General features: G+C 63.1%; 17 protein-coding genes. 13 read left to right on the forward strand and 4 right to left on the reverse strand.

Going from position 1 to position 17,847, the window contains the following annotated elements; all coding sequences use genetic code 11:
- Positions 1 to 139 precede the first annotated feature (139 nt).
- Positions 140 to 382 (reverse strand): hypothetical protein, encoded by a 243-nt coding sequence (locus RS897_RS24655; protein WP_315831331.1) that lies wholly within the window; start codon positions 380 to 382, stop codon positions 140 to 142.
- Between the two features lie 188 nt (positions 383 to 570).
- Here RS897_RS24655 and RS897_RS24660 point away from each other — a divergent pair, with 188 nt between their 5' ends.
- The 6 genes from RS897_RS24660 to RS897_RS24685 all read left to right on the forward strand — a co-directional run bounded on the left by RS897_RS24660 (position 571) and on the right by RS897_RS24685 (position 7,353).
- The gene (locus tag RS897_RS24660; RefSeq protein ID WP_315838733.1) at positions 571 to 1,074 is read left to right on the forward strand and encodes a MarR family winged helix-turn-helix transcriptional regulator; all 504 of its coding nucleotides are present in this window, start codon (positions 571 to 573) and stop codon (positions 1,072 to 1,074) included.
- 30 nt (positions 1,075 to 1,104) lie between these two features.
- Entirely contained in the window at positions 1,105 to 1,938 is an 834-nt protein-coding gene (locus RS897_RS24665; RefSeq protein ID WP_315831332.1) for an alpha/beta hydrolase, read from the forward strand.
- Between the two features lie 276 nt (positions 1,939 to 2,214).
- Positions 2,215 to 3,405, forward strand: a complete 1,191-nt coding sequence (locus RS897_RS24670; protein WP_315831333.1) for an acyl-CoA dehydrogenase family protein — start codon at positions 2,215 to 2,217, stop codon at positions 3,403 to 3,405.
- 77 nt (positions 3,406 to 3,482) lie between these two features.
- Positions 3,483 to 5,135 carry a benzoate-CoA ligase family protein gene (locus RS897_RS24675; RefSeq protein ID WP_315831334.1) on the forward strand — a complete coding sequence of 551 codons (1,653 nt, stop codon included), beginning with the start codon at positions 3,483 to 3,485 and terminating at the stop codon, positions 5,133 to 5,135.
- Positions 5,136 to 5,170: 35 nt separating this feature from the next.
- The gene (locus RS897_RS24680; protein ID WP_407654294.1) at positions 5,171 to 5,647 is read left to right on the forward strand and encodes a RidA family protein; all 477 of its coding nucleotides are present in this window, start codon (positions 5,171 to 5,173) and stop codon (positions 5,645 to 5,647) included.
- A gap of 377 nt (positions 5,648 to 6,024) precedes the next feature.
- Positions 6,025 to 7,353, forward strand: coding sequence for an MFS transporter (locus tag RS897_RS24685; RefSeq protein ID WP_315831335.1), 1,329 nt, complete (start codon positions 6,025 to 6,027; stop codon positions 7,351 to 7,353).
- A gap of 146 nt (positions 7,354 to 7,499) precedes the next feature.
- Here the strand turns inward: RS897_RS24685 and RS897_RS24690 are convergent, their stop codons facing one another.
- On the reverse strand, positions 7,500 to 7,862 hold the full coding sequence (locus RS897_RS24690) for an SPW repeat protein (RefSeq protein WP_315831336.1): 363 nt from the start codon (positions 7,860 to 7,862) through the stop codon (positions 7,500 to 7,502).
- A 479-nt stretch (positions 7,863 to 8,341) separates the two neighbouring features.
- Here RS897_RS24690 and RS897_RS24695 point away from each other — a divergent pair, with 479 nt between their 5' ends.
- Positions 8,342 to 9,931, forward strand: coding sequence for a B12-binding domain-containing radical SAM protein (locus RS897_RS24695; protein WP_315831337.1), 1,590 nt, complete (start codon positions 8,342 to 8,344; stop codon positions 9,929 to 9,931).
- 129 nt (positions 9,932 to 10,060) lie between these two features.
- Positions 10,061 to 10,243: a hypothetical protein gene (locus tag RS897_RS24700; RefSeq protein ID WP_315831338.1), complete on the forward strand. Its 183-nt coding sequence runs from the start codon at positions 10,061 to 10,063 to the stop codon at positions 10,241 to 10,243.
- A 124-nt stretch (positions 10,244 to 10,367) separates the two neighbouring features.
- Here RS897_RS24700 and RS897_RS24705 read toward each other — a convergent pair whose 3' ends face one another.
- Positions 10,368 to 11,072, reverse strand: coding sequence for an SDR family oxidoreductase (locus RS897_RS24705; RefSeq protein ID WP_315831339.1), 705 nt, complete (start codon positions 11,070 to 11,072; stop codon positions 10,368 to 10,370).
- Positions 11,073 to 11,387: 315 nt separating this feature from the next.
- On the opposite strand from RS897_RS24705, the gene RS897_RS24710 reads away from it, so the two are divergent.
- From RS897_RS24710 to RS897_RS24725, 4 genes are all read left to right on the forward strand, one after another.
- Positions 11,388 to 12,383, forward strand: coding sequence for a phosphotransferase family protein (locus tag RS897_RS24710; RefSeq protein ID WP_315831340.1), 996 nt, complete (start codon positions 11,388 to 11,390; stop codon positions 12,381 to 12,383).
- Positions 12,384 to 12,387: 4 nt separating this feature from the next.
- Positions 12,388 to 12,762, forward strand: a complete 375-nt coding sequence (locus RS897_RS24715; RefSeq protein ID WP_315831341.1) for a DUF6285 domain-containing protein — start codon at positions 12,388 to 12,390, stop codon at positions 12,760 to 12,762.
- Positions 12,763 to 12,780: 18 nt separating this feature from the next.
- Positions 12,781 to 14,067 carry an acyl-CoA dehydrogenase family protein gene (locus RS897_RS24720; protein ID WP_315831342.1) on the forward strand — a complete coding sequence of 429 codons (1,287 nt, stop codon included), beginning with the start codon at positions 12,781 to 12,783 and terminating at the stop codon, positions 14,065 to 14,067.
- Between the two features lie 204 nt (positions 14,068 to 14,271).
- Entirely contained in the window at positions 14,272 to 15,279 is a 1,008-nt protein-coding gene (locus tag RS897_RS24725) for an adenylate/guanylate cyclase domain-containing protein (RefSeq protein WP_315831343.1), read from the forward strand.
- Between the two features lie 89 nt (positions 15,280 to 15,368).
- On the opposite strand, the gene RS897_RS24730 is transcribed toward RS897_RS24725, so the two are convergent.
- Positions 15,369 to 16,592 carry a phenylacetate--CoA ligase family protein gene (locus RS897_RS24730; RefSeq protein ID WP_315831344.1) on the reverse strand — a complete coding sequence of 408 codons (1,224 nt, stop codon included), beginning with the start codon at positions 16,590 to 16,592 and terminating at the stop codon, positions 15,369 to 15,371.
- Between the two features lie 101 nt (positions 16,593 to 16,693).
- Between RS897_RS24730 and RS897_RS24735 the strand changes: the two genes are divergently transcribed.
- On the forward strand, positions 16,694 to 17,842 hold the full coding sequence (locus RS897_RS24735; RefSeq protein WP_407654564.1) for an AGE family epimerase/isomerase: 1,149 nt from the start codon (positions 16,694 to 16,696) through the stop codon (positions 17,840 to 17,842).
- The last annotated feature ends 5 nt before the right edge of the window (positions 17,843 to 17,847 follow it).

Genomic DNA, 17,847 nt, shown 5'->3' on the forward strand with positions numbered 1-17,847 from the left:
TTTTAGGATCCGCTTCATCGTCGTTCTCCTGTCCCCAAAAATATCCTCACCAGCAACCTAGCTGTTTCACAGGCGCTGTCGCAAGCCGACGGCGCATCGGCACAGTGTCGCGCCGGTCCGCTCTCAAATTATTTGAAGCTTAAATTAGTTTTGAAAACCGCGCAAGCGACCGGATTGCCCATTCGGCGTGCGGCAAGGCCACATGTTGCACTGCGTGTGTTTGGCTGTTTCTGCCGCGCTTTTCATAATCGATGAGCGTTGGTTGATCTCGCTGTGCAGCCGAATTGAGCGGCATCAGAGCAAAATTGCTGCAGAACTGAACCCTCATGGTGAGGAGCGCGAAGCGCGTCTCGAACCATGAGGCCGATGCCTTGCCCCACATCCATCCTTCGAGACGCCCGCTTCGCGGGCCCTCAGGATGAGGCGGTATGTGTGGAAGACCAGTCAAGACCGTATCGTTCTTTGACTTTCGTCGCATTCCGAATTATTTCAAGGTTCAAGGGTGATCCGGATCATGTGTCCGGGAGCGCGTCGGCGCAGGCCGCAACGGGGCGAAATCGCAACATGTCCATGACATTCGATTCCGAGACCAAGGCCACGGAAACGCCGGAAGATCATGGCGACGAACTGCGGCTGTGGCTGCGGCTTCTGACCTGCACCACCTTGATCGAAGGCGAGGTGAGAAGTCGGTTGCGCGAGCGCTTCGATGTCACACTGCCGCGGTTCGACCTGATGGCGCAGCTCGACAAGGCCCCCGACGGCATGACGCTATCAGACGTCTCCAAGCGCATGATGGTGTCGAACGGCAACGTCACCGGCCTGGTCGAACGTCTGGTCGAATCCGGCCACATCGATCGCCGTACCTCGGAAGAGGATCGTCGCGTGCAGGTGATCCGGCTGACCAAGCTGGGACGTGCGGTGTTTCGCAAGATGGCGGCGGAGCATGAAATCTGGATCGCCAGCTTCTTTTCCGAGCTGACCGAGAAGGACGTCAAGGAGCTGATGCGGCTGCTCGGCAAGGCCAAGGCGTCGACCCAGAAAGCTGCCAAGGAGCGGGCGTCGCTGCCGACTTAATCCACCTTAATCCAGTTCGCAGGACATCGCGTGGCCGCTGCAATCGATTACGAAGCCGAGTACAATAATCCCGCTCGCGTGCCCGAGCATCCGCCGATCATCGCCGGCTGGGCGCGGGATTCGGAAGCCTATCGCGCAAGCCACGGCCGCTGGCGCGCGCTGCGTTATGGCGGCGGTGAACGCCATGTGATGGATTTCTTTCCGTCTGAGGCCGATGCCGGCGCCATCGTGATGTTCATTCACGGCGGTTATTGGCAGAAGCTGGACCGTTCGTTCTTCAGCTATGCGGCCCGCGGTCTGAACCTGCGGGGCGTCAGCGTGGCCGTCCCGAGCTACGACCTGTGTCCGGCGGTGACCGTCGGCGACATTATCGGCCAGATGCGCCGCGCGGCGCGGGAACTGGCGCGGCTCGGCCGGCCGCTGGTGGTCAGCGGCCATTCCGCGGGCGGGCATCTGGCGGCCTGCCTGCTGGCCACCGATTGGCCCGGCATGTCTGCCGAACTGCCGGCTGATCTCGTGACCGCGGCCTATGCCATCTCCGGCGTGTTCGATCTCGAACCGTTGATTCCGACCTCCATGAACACCGCGCTGCAGCTCGATGCCGCAACGGCGCGCGCCGTCAGCCCGCTGTTTTGGCCCGCGCCGCATCGGGGCGTGCTCGATGCCGTGGTTGGCGGTGCGGAGAGCAGCGAATTCCTGCGCCAGAGCCAGGTGATGGTGGAGGCCTGGGGGAAGGCGGGGTTTGCCGCGCGGTATGAGGCGCTTCCGGGCGCCAACCATTTTACCGTTGTCGCGCCATTGGCGGATCCCGACTCGGCCATGACGGGGCGGCTGGCGGAACTGGCGGGGCTCGGTCGGCGGTAGAGCGACCAGGCTTCTCCATATACTGCGTCATTGCCGGACTTGATCCGGCAATCCAGCTTGCTCCACATCCGGATCGAATTTTGAAGCTGGATGCGCGGGTCAAGCCCGCGCATGACGGGTAGGGTGGGGACGTGCATCGCCCGTTACCGCGGCACGATGATTTCCCAATCCCCGCAAAAACCGGTGCACCGCCTCAAAATTCCCAGTTGCGTGAAATTATTTTAGGTTTAAAATGATTTTCGGATTTGGCGTTTCTCGAGCTCCGGCGGAGACCAGATGGCCGACACACTTTCCTGGCCGTTTTTTGAAGATCATCATCGCAAGCTCGGTGCGGATCTCGCGCGCTGGGCGGCGGCCACGCTGCCGGCGCTGGTCGATCATCATGATGTCGACGGCTCCTGCCGCAAGCTCGTTCGCGCGCTGGGTGAGGCTGGCTGGCTGCGCACGGTGGTGCCGGCGGTGTATGGTGGCCTGACGCCTGTGTTTGACGTGCGCACGCTCTGTCTCGTGCGCGAGACGCTGGCCTATGAGAACGGACTGGCCGATTTCGCGTTTGCGATGCAGGGGCTCGGCACCGGGCCGATCACGCTGTTCGGCTCGAACGAACTGAAGCAGATGTATCTGCCGCGCGTCGCCAAAGGCGAGGCGATCGCCGCCTTTGCGTTGTCCGAACCGGACGCCGGCTCCGATGTCGCGGCCATGAGCACGATGGCGGTGCCCGACGGCGCCGACCATGTCCGCATCAATGGCCTGAAGACCTGGATTTCCAACGGCGGCATCGCCGATCATTACGTCGTGTTCGTGCGCACTAATGAAGCGCCCGGCGCCCGCGGCATCAGCGCCTTCGTGATCGATGCCGATACGCCGGGGCTGACGATTGCGGAACGCATCGATGTGATTGCGCCGCATCCGCTGGCGACGCTGAAATTCGAAGATTGCCGCGTGCCGCTGGCGCGCCGGATCGGCCCGGCCGGCGAAGGCTTCAAGGTCGCGATGGCGACGCTTGACGTGTTCCGCTCGACAGTCGGTGCCGCAGCCCTCGGGCTTGGCCGGCGGGCGCTCGACGAGGGGCTTGATCGCGCAGTCAATCGCAAGATGTTCGGCGCCGCACTCGGCGACCTGCAGTTGACGCAGGCCGGGCTCGCCGAGATGGCGACCGGGATCGATGCGGCGGCGCTCTTGGTGTATCGCGCCGCCTGGACCAAGGACCAGGGCGCGCCGCGCGTCACCCGCGAGGCGGCGATGGCGAAGATGTTCGCGACCGAAACCGCGCAGACGGTGATCGATCGCGCAGTGCAGATTTTTGGCGGCCTTGGCGTCAAGAAGGGCGTCAAGGTGGAAGAGCTCTATCGCGAAATCCGCGCGCTGCGGATCTACGAGGGAGCTACGGAAGTGCAAAAGGTTGTCATTGGCCGGGAACTGATGAAAGCCGCACAGACGGTGGCTGTGCGCCATGCTGCTGAGTAGCGCAGCGTGGCGGACGGGGGAGGAACGCATGAGGTGTTGGTTGAGCTGGTGCGAGCGACGCTGAAAGGGAACGCACGATGGCAAAGACGGCCCATGTTGATACGTTTGCACGTGATAATCTGCCGGCCCCGGAGCTTTGGCCGGACCTGATCTTTACCCGCCCGGAGTATCAGTATCCGGAACGCCTGAACTGCGTGTTCAATTTCCTCGATCGCTGGATCGACGAGGGGCGCGGCAGCGATCCCTGCATCTTCACTGACCAGAAGAATTACAGCTACGGCGAACTGCAGCACCTGGTGAACCGCATCGCCAACGTGCTGGTCGGCAAGCTCGGCCTTGTCACCGGCGGGCGAGTACTGCTGCGTTCGGCCAACACCCCGATGATGGTCGCGACTTATCTCGCGGTGATCAAGGCCGGCGGCATTGCGGTGGCGACCATGCCGCTGCTGCGGGCCAAGGAAATCGCTTATCCGATCCAGAAGGCGAAAATTGCACTGGCGCTGTGCGACCACAAGCTCGCCGACGAAATGGAAAAAGCCAAGGCGGTGGCGCCGGAGCTCAAGCGCGTCGTGTACTGGGAGTCGAACGGACCGGACTCGCTGGAAGCGCTGATCGCCGATGCCAGCCCCGACTTCGCAGCCGTCGATACCGCGGCCGACGATCTCTGCCTGATCGCCTTCACCTCCGGCACCACCGGCGATCCCAAGGGCACCATGCATTTCCACCGCGACATGCTCGCGGTGTGCGACGGCTTTGCCGGCAATGTGCTGCGGGCCCGCCGTGAGGACCGTTTCATCGGCTCGGCGCCGCTGGCCTTTACGTTTGGTTTCGGCGGCGTGCTGTTCCCGATGCATATCGGGGCATCGTTCGTCCTGCTGGAAAATCCCGCGCCGGCCAATTTCGCGGCGGCGATCGAGCGCTTCAAGGCGACAGTGTGCTTCACAGCACCGACAGCCTATCGCGCCATCATCGGGCTCAACGGCAAGCACGATTTGTCATCGCTGCGCAAATGCGTGTCCGCCGGAGAGACGCTGCCGAAAGGCACTTTCGATGCCTGGCTCAAGGCCACCGGCATCAAGCTGATCGACGGCATCGGCTCGACCGAGATGCTGCACATCTTCATCAGCGCCACCGAAGACGAGATTCGCCCCGGCGCCACCGGCAAGCCAGTGCCGGGTTACGAGGCCAAGATCGTCGACGACGAGGGCAATGATGCCCCTGTGGGGACGATGGGGCGACTGGCGGTGCGCGGCCCGACCGGGTGCCGCTATTTCGCCGACGAGCGGCAGCGCAAGTACATCCTCAATGGCTGGAATTTGACCGGCGACACCTACCTGATGGATCAGGATGGTTACTTCTGGTACCAGTCGCGCTCCGACGACATGATCGTGTCCGCGGGCTACAACATCGCCGGACCCGACGTCGAAGCTGCGCTGATGAGCCATGATGCGGTCGCCGAATGCGGTGTGGTCGGCGCGCCGGATGACGAGCGCGGCACCATTGTCAAAGCCTATGTGGTGCTGCGACCCGGCGTCAGTGGTGACGCCGCGCTGGTGGGTGCGTTGCAGGACCATGTCAAACGCGAGATCGCGCCCTACAAATATCCGCGCGCGATCGAATTCGTGACCGAATTGCCGAAGACTGCCAGCGGCAAGCTGCGGCGCTTCACATTGCGGCAGATGGCGCAAGCCAGCGCCGCGTCCACACGACCCATGACGGCGGCGGAATGACCCGTTGTCACGCGATATCATAGGGAGATGAAGCGGTGACTGCACCGAAAGCCAACACTCTCGCGGTCTTGCCCGCGACCAAGGATCAACCCAAGACTCTGACAGCCGCGACGGGTCCGCAGGTGCTGCAGCCGGGCGGCTGGCCGCGTCCGAAGGGTTATGCCAACGGCATGATGGCCGAAGGCAGGCTGGTGGTGACCGGCGGAGTGGTCGGCTGGGATGTGGCCGGGAATTTCCCGACCAGCTTCGTGGAGCAGGTCAAGCAGACGCTTGAGAACATCGTCGCCATTCTGGCGGAAGGTGGCGCCCGGCCACAGGATCTGGTCCGGATGACCTGGTATGTCGTCGACATGGAGGAATATGTCTCCAACCTGAAGGCGATTGGTGCGGCCTATCGCGAGGTGCTGGGTTCGCACTATCCCACCATGGCGCTTCTGCAAGTGGTGCGGCTGGTGGAGCCCGCGGCGCGGGTCGAGATCGAGGCGACGGCGGTCGTGAGCCGTGACGCATGACGCGGTGATCGCGTCTGCAATTGGTCACATGCGGTTGGGCAGCCCCGGAGCAATCCGGGGCTTTTGCCTGTCGGCGACGATGGGCCTTGCTTCAAGGGCGGTCGGGCAAACCGCGCCAAAAGTCGTATACGGTGGCTGCCCTGTTCGGGAGTAAAGTGGGCCTGCCTTGCGTTCCCTGTCGAGGGAACAAGGCGACAACTGCTCGCGGCGCTGAAGGCCGCTTGAGCTTTCCCCGGGCGATTTGAGCCGCCCGAGAGCAGGCGTTACGAGCGCATTTTTATCAACTCCCGGCGGATGCTGTCCGCGCGGACGTCGCTTTGCGGCGCAATCAGGCCCTGAAAACAGGTGGAAATGCGTTGATATAAAAGGAGGACAACATGGCTGTCCAAGTCCCGAAGGATTTCCGCCGCGTGATTGTCGCCGCGTCGGTTGGAAACGTCATCGAATGGTATGACTTCTATATTTTCGGAAGCCTGGCCGCGGTGCTGTCGGTCAAGTTCTTTGAAAAGTCCCATCCGGTTGCGGCGCTGCTCAGCACGATTGCATTGTTCACCGCAGGATTCCTGATCCGTCCTTTGGGAGCTTTTCTCTTCGGATGGATGGGCGATCGGATCGGCCGCAAGTACACGTTCCTGGTGACACTGAGCGGCATGGGGATCGGTACCGGGGCCATCGGCCTGATCCCTACCTACGAGTCGATCGGCCTGACGGCCGCGTTCCTGCTCTTCGGCTTGCGTATGATCCAGGGCCTGTGCCTGGGCGGTGAGTATGGCGGCGCCATCACCTACGTCGCCGAGCATGTGCCGGACGAACGCCGTGGCTACTACACCGGCTGGCTGCAGACCTCTCCGACTCTCGGCATCGTGGTGTCGCTGGCTGTGATCATCGCGGCACGCACGTACTTCGGCAATCAAATCTTCGATGAGTGGGCGTGGCGGATCCCGTTCCTGGTGTCCTTCTTGCTGGTCGCCATCGCGATCTACATCCGGCTCCAGCTCCAGGAAACGCCGATCTTCCAGGAGATCAAGGCAAGGGGGCAGATGACGAAGAATCCCTGGAAGGAGGCCTTCCTCAGCTCGAACATCAAATACATACTGATCGCCACCGTCGTGCTGATCGGGCAGGGAGTGGTCTGGTACAGCGGTCAGTTCTGGGCGTTGTATTTCCTGCAGCAGGTTTCCAAGGTGGACCCGCTGACCTCGGCCTACATCGTGGGAGCCGCGCTGCTCATTGCAACGCCAAGCTTGATCTTTTTTGGCTGGCTGTCCGACATCATCGGCCGCAAGCCAGTGATCTTGGGAGGCATGCTGCTCGCCGCGATGACGTACTATCCGCTGTATTTGTGGCTGGGAACGGTCACGCAACCTGGCAACATCAACTATCCGATCGCGATCTTCATCATCTTCATCCTCGTTTGCTACGTCGGGATGGTGTATGGGCCGGTCGGAGCGTTCCTGGCGGAATACTTCCCCGGCAGGATTCGGTACACGTCGGTATCGGTGCCGTATCACATCGGCAACGGCTGGGGTGGCGGATTGGTACCGTTCATCACCTCGGCGGCTTTCGCGGCCACCGGCAGCATCGGCTACGCGCTGATCTACCCGATCGCGGTTCCCGCCGTATGTTTCGTGCTCGCCCTCTTCCTGATGCCGGAGACCCGTAAAATCAGCATCTGGCAGCCGTTCGAGGCCAAGACAGCATCATAGCAAAGTCGCTTATGTGCGGCACCACTCGGGGCCGCACATCTTCCTCTCTTCGCGAACTCGTTCGCGCTGCACGTTGTCGAAACGGACCCTCCCTCCGACCGCGAGCAGACGATGGCCGATCCATAAGGCTTCGGGCGAGAGCCTTCTCAGGTCGCCGGATGATGCCAGAGATCGTGCCACCAGGTGATGAACTCGCGATCGGTCATCAGTTCCCAGGTTGCGAACAAGATGACCAACAGACCCGACACCACGCTGTTTGTCGTCGCCGCCGACGACTCGTAGCCGATCGCCCACGGAGCGGCCACCAGAGCCAGACCCAGCAGGATCTCTCCCCATTCCTCCAGATAGGATGGAACGATAAATCCCTCGACGGCAAACAGAACGACGAACACGCCGAGCAGCACCGTGACCCAGGTCGCCGCTCCCGTGAAGCCCAGGGCAAACGGCGACGCCACCAGCCACGCGCCCAGCAACAAGCTGACAACATCTTGCCAATGTCGAACACGCATGACGCTTCCTCCTCTGTACAAACCTCCCCGCCACTGTAAAATATATGGATGGTTCAAGGCGCACCCCAGATGCCGTGAACCAATTATTGATCGTGCGATCATCGCGGCCGGATAGCCGGCGGGCGACGGGGCGTAGCGTTTGCGGGCCAAAATACAGAATCATGACAGGCGCATCATTTCGTGTGTGCTCCTCGCTTGTATGGTCCCCGGTAGGCCCGGTTTGTTCGAAAACTTCACAGCTGAATCGTTCAGGGCAGATTGACGCAGTGCAGGGTTGATGAGACGCGCCTTGCACCCGGACGTCGGCGATCCTAGGTCAGCCGCTCCGGCGCTCGCCGGTATGACCGGTAAATGCCACAATTGCCGGGATTATTTCTGCATACAATCCGATGGCCATGGCACCAAAAGCCGGGCAAGCTGGTTGTGTGGGTGGGCCTGACTTGTGAAGACCTGACTTGCGGTTTCGATCGGGGGACTGAATGCTGACTAACGGCGATTTGCCGGTCCGGAAGATCCTGTGCGTTTTTCCGCGCTATACCCCTTCGTTCGGAACTTTTGAGTATTCCTATGCCCTGACCGACGGCGTGCAGGCCTTCATGCCGCCGCAGGGGCTTCTGGTGATCGCCGCCGTACTGCCCAAGCACTGGCCGGTCCGGTTCATCGACGAGAACATCCAGCAGGCAACGGCCACCGATTTCGAGTGGGCGGACGTGGTGTTCGTCAGCGGCATGCACATCCAGCGCCAGCAGATGAACGACATCTGCGCGCGGGCCCACGCCGCCGGCCGCACGGCCGCACTTGGCGGACCTTCGGTGAGTTCCTGTCCGGAATACTATCCGGATTTCGATTATCTGCATGTCGGCGAACTCGGCGACGCCACCGATCGCCTGATCGAACAACTGGCCCAGGATCCCTCCCGACCGGCACAGCAGGTGGTGCTGACCACCCTCGACCGCCGCGACATGACCGAGTTCCCGCAGCCGGCCTACGAGCTGGTTCCGCTGACCAAATACTTCATCGGCAGCATCCAGTTCTCCAGCGGCTGTCCCTATCAGTGCGAGTTCTGCGATATCCCCGCGCTGTATGGTCGCAACCCCCGCCTGAAGTCGCCACAGCAGATCACCGCCGAACTCGACAAGCTCTTGGAGTGCGGGCTCCTGGGCGCGGTCTACTTCGTTGATGACAATTTCATCGGCAACCGCCGCGCCGTGCTCGAACTGCTGCCGCATCTGATCGAATGGCAAAAACGCAACGGTTTCGCGCTGCAGTTCGCCTGCGAGGCGACCCTCAACATCGCCAAGCGCCCGGAAATCCTCTCCCAGATGCGTGACGCCTATTTCACTACGGTGTTCTGCGGCATCGAGACCCCGGATCGCGATGCACTCAAGGCGATGTCGAAATCCCACAACATGATGGTGCCGATCCTGGAAGGCGTCCAGGAGCTCAACAAATACGGCATGGAGGTGGTATCCGGCATCATTCTCGGCCTCGACACCGACAAGCCGGATTCCGGCGAGACTATCCTCGAATTCATCGAGCAGTCGCAGATCCCGATGCTGACCATCAACCTGCTGCAGGCGCTGCCGCGCACGCCGCTGTGGGACCGGCTGAAGAAGGAAAACCGCCTGCTGCTGGACGACGACAGCCGCGATTCCAATGTCGATTTCCACCTGCCGTACGACCAGGTGGTGCGGATGTGGCGCGACACTATGGCGCGCGCCTATACGCCCGACAAGCTGTTCGAACGTTTCGAACACCAGGATCGCGTCACCTATCCGAACCGGCTGACGCCGCCGAACAGCCCGCAGCGTGTCTCATGGCCCAACATCAAGCGCGGCCTGACCATGCTGGCGAAGATTCTCTGGAACGTCGGCGTGCGCAGCGACTATCGCCGCGAGTTCTGGAAGTTCATGTGGCCGCGGCTGAAGAAGGGCGACATCGAGCGCATCATCAGCGTCGGCCTCGTCGCACATCACCTGATCATCTTCGCCCGAGGCGCCGCCAGCGGCAAACAGACCGCATCGTATTATTCGACGCGGCTGCCGGGCGCGGCGGTTCCCGCGGAATAGGGAACTCGGCGGGAACGGCGTGCAGCGTGCCTTGCAAACGCCGTCCCGGAGGATCAGACTCCCGAACTGTTAGGGGCGTCCTGCGCGTCGATCACGGTTGATGATCGGCGCACCAGAAGGAGAGACGCCATGCGGGAGATGGAGATCCACGACATCGCGCGGCAGATGCTGGAAAAACACGGCGGCCAGGCCATCGCCCAGGCCGCGCGGAAAGCTGTGAATTACGAAGAACAAGGCAACGTCGAAGAAGCCAGGGATTGGCGGCACATCGAAGATGCCATGAAGATGATGCGCGGACCACACCAGAGCTGACGCGATCTCGGCGAGCGGCGTTCGATTTCGACGAATGCCGCGTCGCCTCTTCGTGTGCGTTACCGAGGTGAGAGTCTGCGACCCCTGCGCAAGGCTCACGTTTCCTGCACCGTGGCCTGGTCGCTCACACCGAGCGGGTGATGCCACCGTCCACGCGGATATTCTGTCCGGTGATATAGCCGGCGCCGGGGGAGGCGAGGAAGGCGATGGTCGCCGCGATTTCCTCGTTCCTGCCGTAACGTCCCATCGGAATGCGGGCGCGACGATCTTCGGTCTCCGGAAGGCTGTCGATGAAACCCGGCAGCACATTGTTCATGCGAACGTTGTTGGCTGCATACTTGTCCGAGAACAGCTTGGTGTAGGCGGCAAGGCCCGCGCGGAACACACCCGATGTGGGAAACAGCGGATCGGGCTCGAACGCCGCATAGGTCGAGATGTTGATGATCGTGCCGGCCTTCTGCGTCAGCATGATCGGCGTCACCAGCCGGGTCGGACGAATGACGTTCATCAGATAGACGTCGAGCCCGTTGTGCCAGTCCTCGTCGGTCAGATCGAGAATCGGCGCGCGCGGGCCATGTCCGGCGCTGTTGACGAGGACGTCGATGCGGCCCCAGCGTGCCAGGGTCTCACCGGTCAGGCGCTGCAGGTCGTCGTTGGAGCGGTTGGAGCCGGTGATGCCGAGCCCGCCCAGCTCCCTGGCCAGGGCTTCGCCCTTGCCGGAGGAGGACAGGATGGCGACCTTGAAACCATCGGCGGCGAGCCGGCGTGCGGCGCCCGCGCCCATTCCGCTGCCGCCAGCAGTGATCACGGCGACCTTCTCTTCGGACATGTCGATCCTTTCCTGTCGAGACAATGGCCGGATGCCCCGGCCGGGCGACGTTGATATCACCAATCGGAACGCATGTGCGAGCGGGCAACAGCGACATCGGCGCGCGGCGATACCTCTCGGAGACTGGCAGCGACGCGCGGCTGCCCGCGCGTCAACGTCCGCAAGGCGATTTTTCGTGGTGCAGAATAAGCCTTTTCGATCCCCGCACCGCGGCATCGTTTTCACGTGGCTTTTAGTCAAGCCCTTAATTAACGTATCGCGGGAATGAGAATGGCGATGTGAATGTCACGCTCGAATGAAGACACGACGGCATCAATGGCTGGGGACGATCTGGCTGATGTGTTGTTGCGGTTGATCCGCAGGCTGTTCGGCGAACGCTGTCGCGTGGCATCGATCAGCCGGCTGTCCGGCGGCGCCAGCAAGGAGACGCTGGCGTTCGATGCAATCGAGGAGGGGGGCGATCGCCGGCCGCTGATCCTGCGGCGGATGCCGCCACACACCAATGCCAAGGTGGGGGCGCCGGAGATCGAGACCGAGGCCGCGTTGATCACGGCGGCCATGGCGGCGGGCGTGCCGTCGCCGCGCGTGGTTCATGTGCTGGCGCCGGAGGACGAGCTCGGGCGCGGTTTCCTGATGCAGCGGATCGACGGTGAAACCATCCCGCGCAAGATTTTGCGCGATGCGGCGTATGCCGGCTTGCGCCCGCGGCTTGCGCGCGAACTCGGCGGCATTCTGGCCCGCCTGCATGCGATTGATGTTGCCGGATTGCCTTCGCTGCAAACCATCACTGCCGCCGACGAACTGGCACAACTGCGCGAGATCTATCTGGCCGACGGCCAGCCGCGGCCGGTGTTCGAACTGGCGTTCCGCTGGATCGCCGAACATGCGCCGCAGGAGCCTAAGCCGTCGCTGGTGCATGGCGATTTCCGCCATGGCAATTTCATTGTCGATGCGAGCGGCGTGCGCGCCGTCCTAGACTGGGAACTGACGCATCTGGGCGATCCGATGCGCGATCTCGGCTGGATCTGCACCAACGCGTGGCGCTTCGGCGGCATCGACAAGCCGGTCGGCGGTTTCGGCACGCTGGAAGATCTGATCGCCGGTTATGAAGCGGCCGGCGGCGGCAAAGTCGACGTGGCGCGGGTGAAATTCTGGGAAACCTTCGGGTCGCTGCGCTGGGGCGTGATGTGCCTGGGCATGCTGGCGCGCTATGAGCGCGGCGGCGACCGCTCGATCGAACGCGCGATGATCGGCCGTCGCGCCTCCGAAAACGAGATCGATCTGTTGCGTCTTCTGATGCCGCGAAGGTAGAGCCATGCAGGACCGTCCCGATCCCATCGACCTCGTCCGCACCGTCGCACAGACGCTGCGCGAGAAACTGATGCCGCAACTGTCGGGCAGTTCGGCGTTCGAGGCCCGCGTCGCCGCCAATGCGCTCGACCTGGTCGCGCGACAGCTCGAACGGGCCGATGCGTCCCATGCGACCGAGATGCAGCGGCTCGAGAGCCTGCTGGACCGCACCGGCACGCTTGAGGATCTCAACCGCGAACTCTGTGCGCGCATCACCGATGGCCGGCTTGCGGCGGATGATCCCGGCCTGAAACAGCATCTGTGGGCCACCACCCTCGACAAGCTCGCGGTGGACCAGCCGACCTACGCCGCCTACCTTGCCGAAAACAACAAACAATAAGACCAGAAGGAAACGCCGATGGACTTCTCGCTGCCACCGGAACTCACTGCCTATCTCGCCGAGCTCGATTCTTTCATTGCGCGCGAAATCAAGCCGCTGCAAAGCGATGATGATAACGAGCGCTTTTTCGACCACCGCCGCGAATGGGCGCGCACCGATTTCGACAATGACGGACTGCCGCGCCACGAATGGGAAGCACTGTTGCGCGAGGCGAAAAATCGAGCCGACCGCGCCGGGCATCTGCGTTATGCGCTGCCAAAACGTTATGGCGGCCGCGACGGCACCAATCTCGGCATGGCGGTGATCCGCGAGCATTTCGCGAGCCAAGGGCTCGGCCTGCACAACGACCTGCAGAACGAACACTCTATCGTCGGCAATTTCCCCGTCGTCATCATGCTCGACAATTACGGCACCGATGCCCAGAAGGAACAGCTGATCGAGGCCAGCATCACCGGCAAGGCGCGGATTTCTTTCGGCCTGACCGAGCCCAATCATGGCTCCGACGCCACCCATATGGAAACCCGCGCCGTGCGCGAGACGCGCAACGGGGTCGCAGGCTGGCGCATCGACGGCGAGAAGATGTGGACCACCGGCATGCATGTCGCGACCCATTGCGCGACATTCGTCCGCACCTCCGGCAAGGACGGTGACGCCACCGGCATCACCTGTTTCCTGGTGCCGACGCAAACGCCCGGCGTCAAGATCGAGGAATACATGTGGACCTTCAACATGCCGACCGACCACCCGCGCGTCAGCTTCACCAATGTGTTCGTGCCGGATGACGCATTGTTCGGCCCGGTCGACCGTGGACTGGCGCTGGCGCAATGCTTCGTGCACGAGAACCGCATCCGCCAGGCAGCAAGCTCGCTCGGCGCCGCGGTCTATTGCATCGAAGAGAGCGTGCGGTATGCGCGGGAGCGCAAGCCGTTCGGCAAGCCGCTGGCCGACAACCAGGCGATCCAGTGGCCGCTGGTCGAACTCGCGACCCAGGCCGAAATGCTGCGGCTGTTGATCCGCAAGACCGCCAGCGAAATGGACGGCCTGTCGCGTGATGCGATCGAAAAGACGCTCTCCGACAAGGTCTCGATGTGCAACTACTGGGCGAACCGTCTCTGTTGCGAGGCCGCCGACCAGGCCATGCAGGTGCATGGCGGCATGGGTTATTCACGGCACAAGGCGTTCGAGCACATCTACCGCCATCACCGCCGCTACCGCATCACCGAAGGCAGTGAGGAAATCCAGAAACGCAAGATCGCGGCTTTCCTGTTCGGCTTCATCGGCCCGCGCAAAGTGAAGGCGGGATGAGTGCGAATTCCTCATCCTGAGGAGCGGCCGTTTGGCCGCGTCTCGAAGGATGAGGCCCGGGCGGTGGCTTCGGTGGCCTCATGGTTCGAGACGGCGCAACTGCGCCTCCTCACCATGAGGAATTAGGGCTGGCCGAATGGCGTGATCCATGCCGGCCCCGAAACCGGGTTGACCTTTCGCGCGGTCGCGGGTGACATGCCCTGCATGAGGCGCCCGACCATCTTCATCGCGTTGTTCGGCCTGCTGGCGGGGGCCGCCGTTCGTTATTTCGGCGACGATGCGATCGAGGCGACGGTCGCCAACTATCTGCGCAGTGCCCTGCACGGGATGGGGCTCGCGCTGACCGGCTGGGCGGTGCATGTCTATTTCACGTCCGGCCGCAGCGCCTGGGCCAGCCGCCGGCCGCTGTTGGTCGACATCGCGGTTCGCTCGGCGAGCATGGCTGTTGTCGTGGCGCTGGTCGCCATCGGCCTGCAAGCGCTGCTCTACGGACAGCGGATCGAGGCGCACTGGCTGACCGACAGTTTCCCCCGGATCGTGGCGGTGACGTTTGGCTTGTCGCTTTTGATCGGAATAGGCTTCGAGCTGACCCGACTGGTCGGCAGCCGGGTGCTGTTCAATGTCGCACTGGGGCGGTACCGGCGACCTGTGCGCGAACAGCGTGTGTTGATGTTTCTCGATCTGGCGGGGTCGACGTCGCTTGCGGAATCGATGGGTGAACTGCGGGTGCAGGATCTGCTGACCCGCTTTTTCTCCGACATCGATGGCGCGATCGTCGCGCACGGTGGCGAGGTTCATGCCTATGTCGGGGACGAGGTCATCGTGACGTGGCCGCTCGAAAGCGGGGTGTCGGAGATCCGCTGTATCGATTGTTTCTTTGCGATCGCGGATTGCGTTGCGGCGAAAGCGGAGTCTTACCGGCGCGAGTTCGGCATGGTGCCGGGCTTTCGCGCCGGCCTGCATGCGGGTCCGGTGGTGATCAGCGAATGCGGCAATTCGCATCGCCAGTTGGCTTATTTCGGCGACACGGTGAACGTGACGGCGAGGCTGCAGGAACACTGCAAGGCAGTGGGACGGAATTTACTGCTGTCGGCCGATCTGCTGCAGCATGTGCGGCCAGGAGCGGGCCTGATTGTCGAAGCGCTCGGCGAAGTTCAATTGCGCGGCCGCGCAGCACCACTTGAGGTGTTCGCGGTGGGGCGTGGCGAATGAATTTGTAGCCCGGGCGAGCGGAGCGACCCCGGGGTTTCTGACTCAGTGAGTGTGATTCCCGGATATCGCTGCGCTCATCCGAGCTACGATCAACGTTCGTCGGCAATCACCTTGCCATCGTTCGGCAGTGATCCCGGGGCGACGAGATCGACGCCGCCGCGCAGCTTGGTCACGCCCTGCAGCGTCGTGGCGAGTTCAGTGCGCAGGCTGTCGCTCGCAGCATCGGCCTCCGCCCGCAGCGTCATGGCATCGGTCTCGCCGTCGCGGCTGACGACGAGGCGCAGCCGCCCCAGCGCGGGATGACGTTTGCCGATCTCCGCGATCTGTTCGGGGCGGATGAACATGCCCTTCACCTTGGTGGTCTGGTCGGCGCGGCCCATCCAGCCCTTGATCCGCATATTGGTGCGCCCGCACGGGCTCGTGCCGGGGAGGGCGGCGGTGAGGTCTCCGAGCGCGAGCCTGATCCAGGGATGGTGCGGATGGAGCAAGGTGACCACGATTTCGCCGACATCGCCGTCGCGTACCGGATCGCCGGTGCCCGGCTGGACGATTTCGAGGATCAGGTCCTCGTTGACCACAAGGCCTTCGCGCGCCGACGTCTCATAGGCGATGAAGCCGAGATCGGCGGTGGCGAACGCCTGATAGGCGTCGATGCCGCGGCTTTTCATCTCGTCCTGCAGCGATTTCGGGAATGCCGCGCCGGACACCAGCGCACGCTTGATCGAGGAGACGTCGCGGCGCGCGTTTGCGGCGCTGTCGAGCAGGATCTTCAGAAAATCCGGCGTGCCGGAGTAGGCCGACGGCCTGTAGGCGTCGATCAGCTCGAACTGCTGTTCGGTGTTGCCAGGGCCGGCCGGGATCACGGCGCAACCGAGCGCGCGGGCCGAGCCGTCGAAAATGAAGCCGCCGGGGGTGAGGTGGTAGCTGAAGGTGTTGAGGACGACGTCGCCCTCGCGAAAGCCGGCGGCAAACAGCGCGCGGGCGCCGCGCCAGGGATCGGCTTCCCGCGACTCCGGCTCGAAGATCGGCCCGGGCGAGGTGAACAGGCGGGCAAACGACCCCGGTGTTTCGTGCACGAAGCCGCCGAACGGCAGGCTGGCCTTGTGCAAGCCCGGCAGGTCGGCCTTGCGCAGCACCGGCAACCGCGCCAGCGCCGCGCGGCTGGTAACCCCCGCGGGATCGACGCCGGCCAGCCGTTCCGCATAGGCGGGCGCGGCCATCGCGCACCGCAGGATATCCGGCAGGCGCGCGAACAGCTCGGCTTCGCGCGCGGCGGGGTCCTGGATTTCGCTGATGTCGTAATGGTCGGTCATGGCTTATTCCCTGGGTTCGGGCCGATTGCGCTCCACCCTCGACGTGCTATCAGACGGCTTCTCTCCGCCTTGGAGATGGTCCGGGACACACAATGAGCGAGATGCACCCCGCCGCAGCGACAGACGTGCCTGATGCCGACATCGTCAATCGGCTGAAGCGCCGCATTGTCGAGCACTGCCTGCCGCTGTGGTCCACGGAAGGCTGGGATGATGTCGCCGGTGGTTTTGTCGACCGTCTCGATAGCGATGGCCGCGCCGATCGCGTGGCCCCGCGGCGCGTGTTCGTGCAGGCGCGGCAGATCTATTGCTACGCCAAGGCCGCGCAGATGGGCTGGTATGCGGACGGCCGCGCGATCGCGTTGAGGGGGCTGGAGCATCTGCTGGCCAAAGCGAAGGCGCCCGACGGCCGGCCGGGCTTCGTGCATCGGCTGATGCCCGATGGCGGCGTGCTGGATCCGCGCCGCGATACCTACGACCATGCCTTTGTGCTGCTGGCACTGGCGACGGTCTATGCTCTTGACCGCGATGCGCAGGTGCGGTCCGAGATCGACAGCCTGCTTGCTTATATCGACACTGATTTGCGCTCGCCGAACGGCGGTTTCCGCGAGGGATCGCCGCCGTCGCTGCCCCTGCGGCAGAATCCGCAGATGCACCTGTTCGAGGCGATGATCGCGGCGTTCGATGCGACGCACGACATGGCGTTTCAGCAGCGCGCCGGGGAATTTTTCGCGCTCTTTCTGGCCAATCTCTATGACAAGCAGGCGCGTGTGCTCGGCGAATATTTTGAAGAGGACTGGTCGAAGATTTCGCCCGTCAGCGTCGAGCCCGGGCACCAGGCGGAGTGGGTCTGGCTGCTGAAGGGCTTTGAGCGGATCACGGGCTGTCCGACCGGGCGGTATCGCGACGAACTGCTGGCGTCCGCGCTGCGTTACCGTGATGAAGCGACCGGCTGCCTGGTGGATGAGGGCGACGTCGAGGGCCGCATCCGGCGTCCGACCAGACGGCTGTGGCCGCAGACCGAGATTGCAAAGGCGTGGATTGCGCAGGCGGAAGCGGGCGAGACGGGCGCGGCCGACAAGGCGCTGACGTCGCTTTCGCTGCTCGAACGGCATTATCTCAGCCATCCCGTTGCGGGTGGCTGGTACGATCAGTTCGACCGCGACGGTAAATCGCTGGTCGCCACCATTCCTGCGTCTTCGTTTTATCATGTTCTCTGCGCTGTCACGGAAGCGGAACAGGTGCTCGTGTGAGACAC

The organism is Bradyrhizobium prioriisuperbiae, assembly GCF_032397745.1.
Taxonomy (GTDB): Bacteria; Pseudomonadota; Alphaproteobacteria; order Rhizobiales; family Xanthobacteraceae; genus Bradyrhizobium_A; species Bradyrhizobium_A prioriisuperbiae.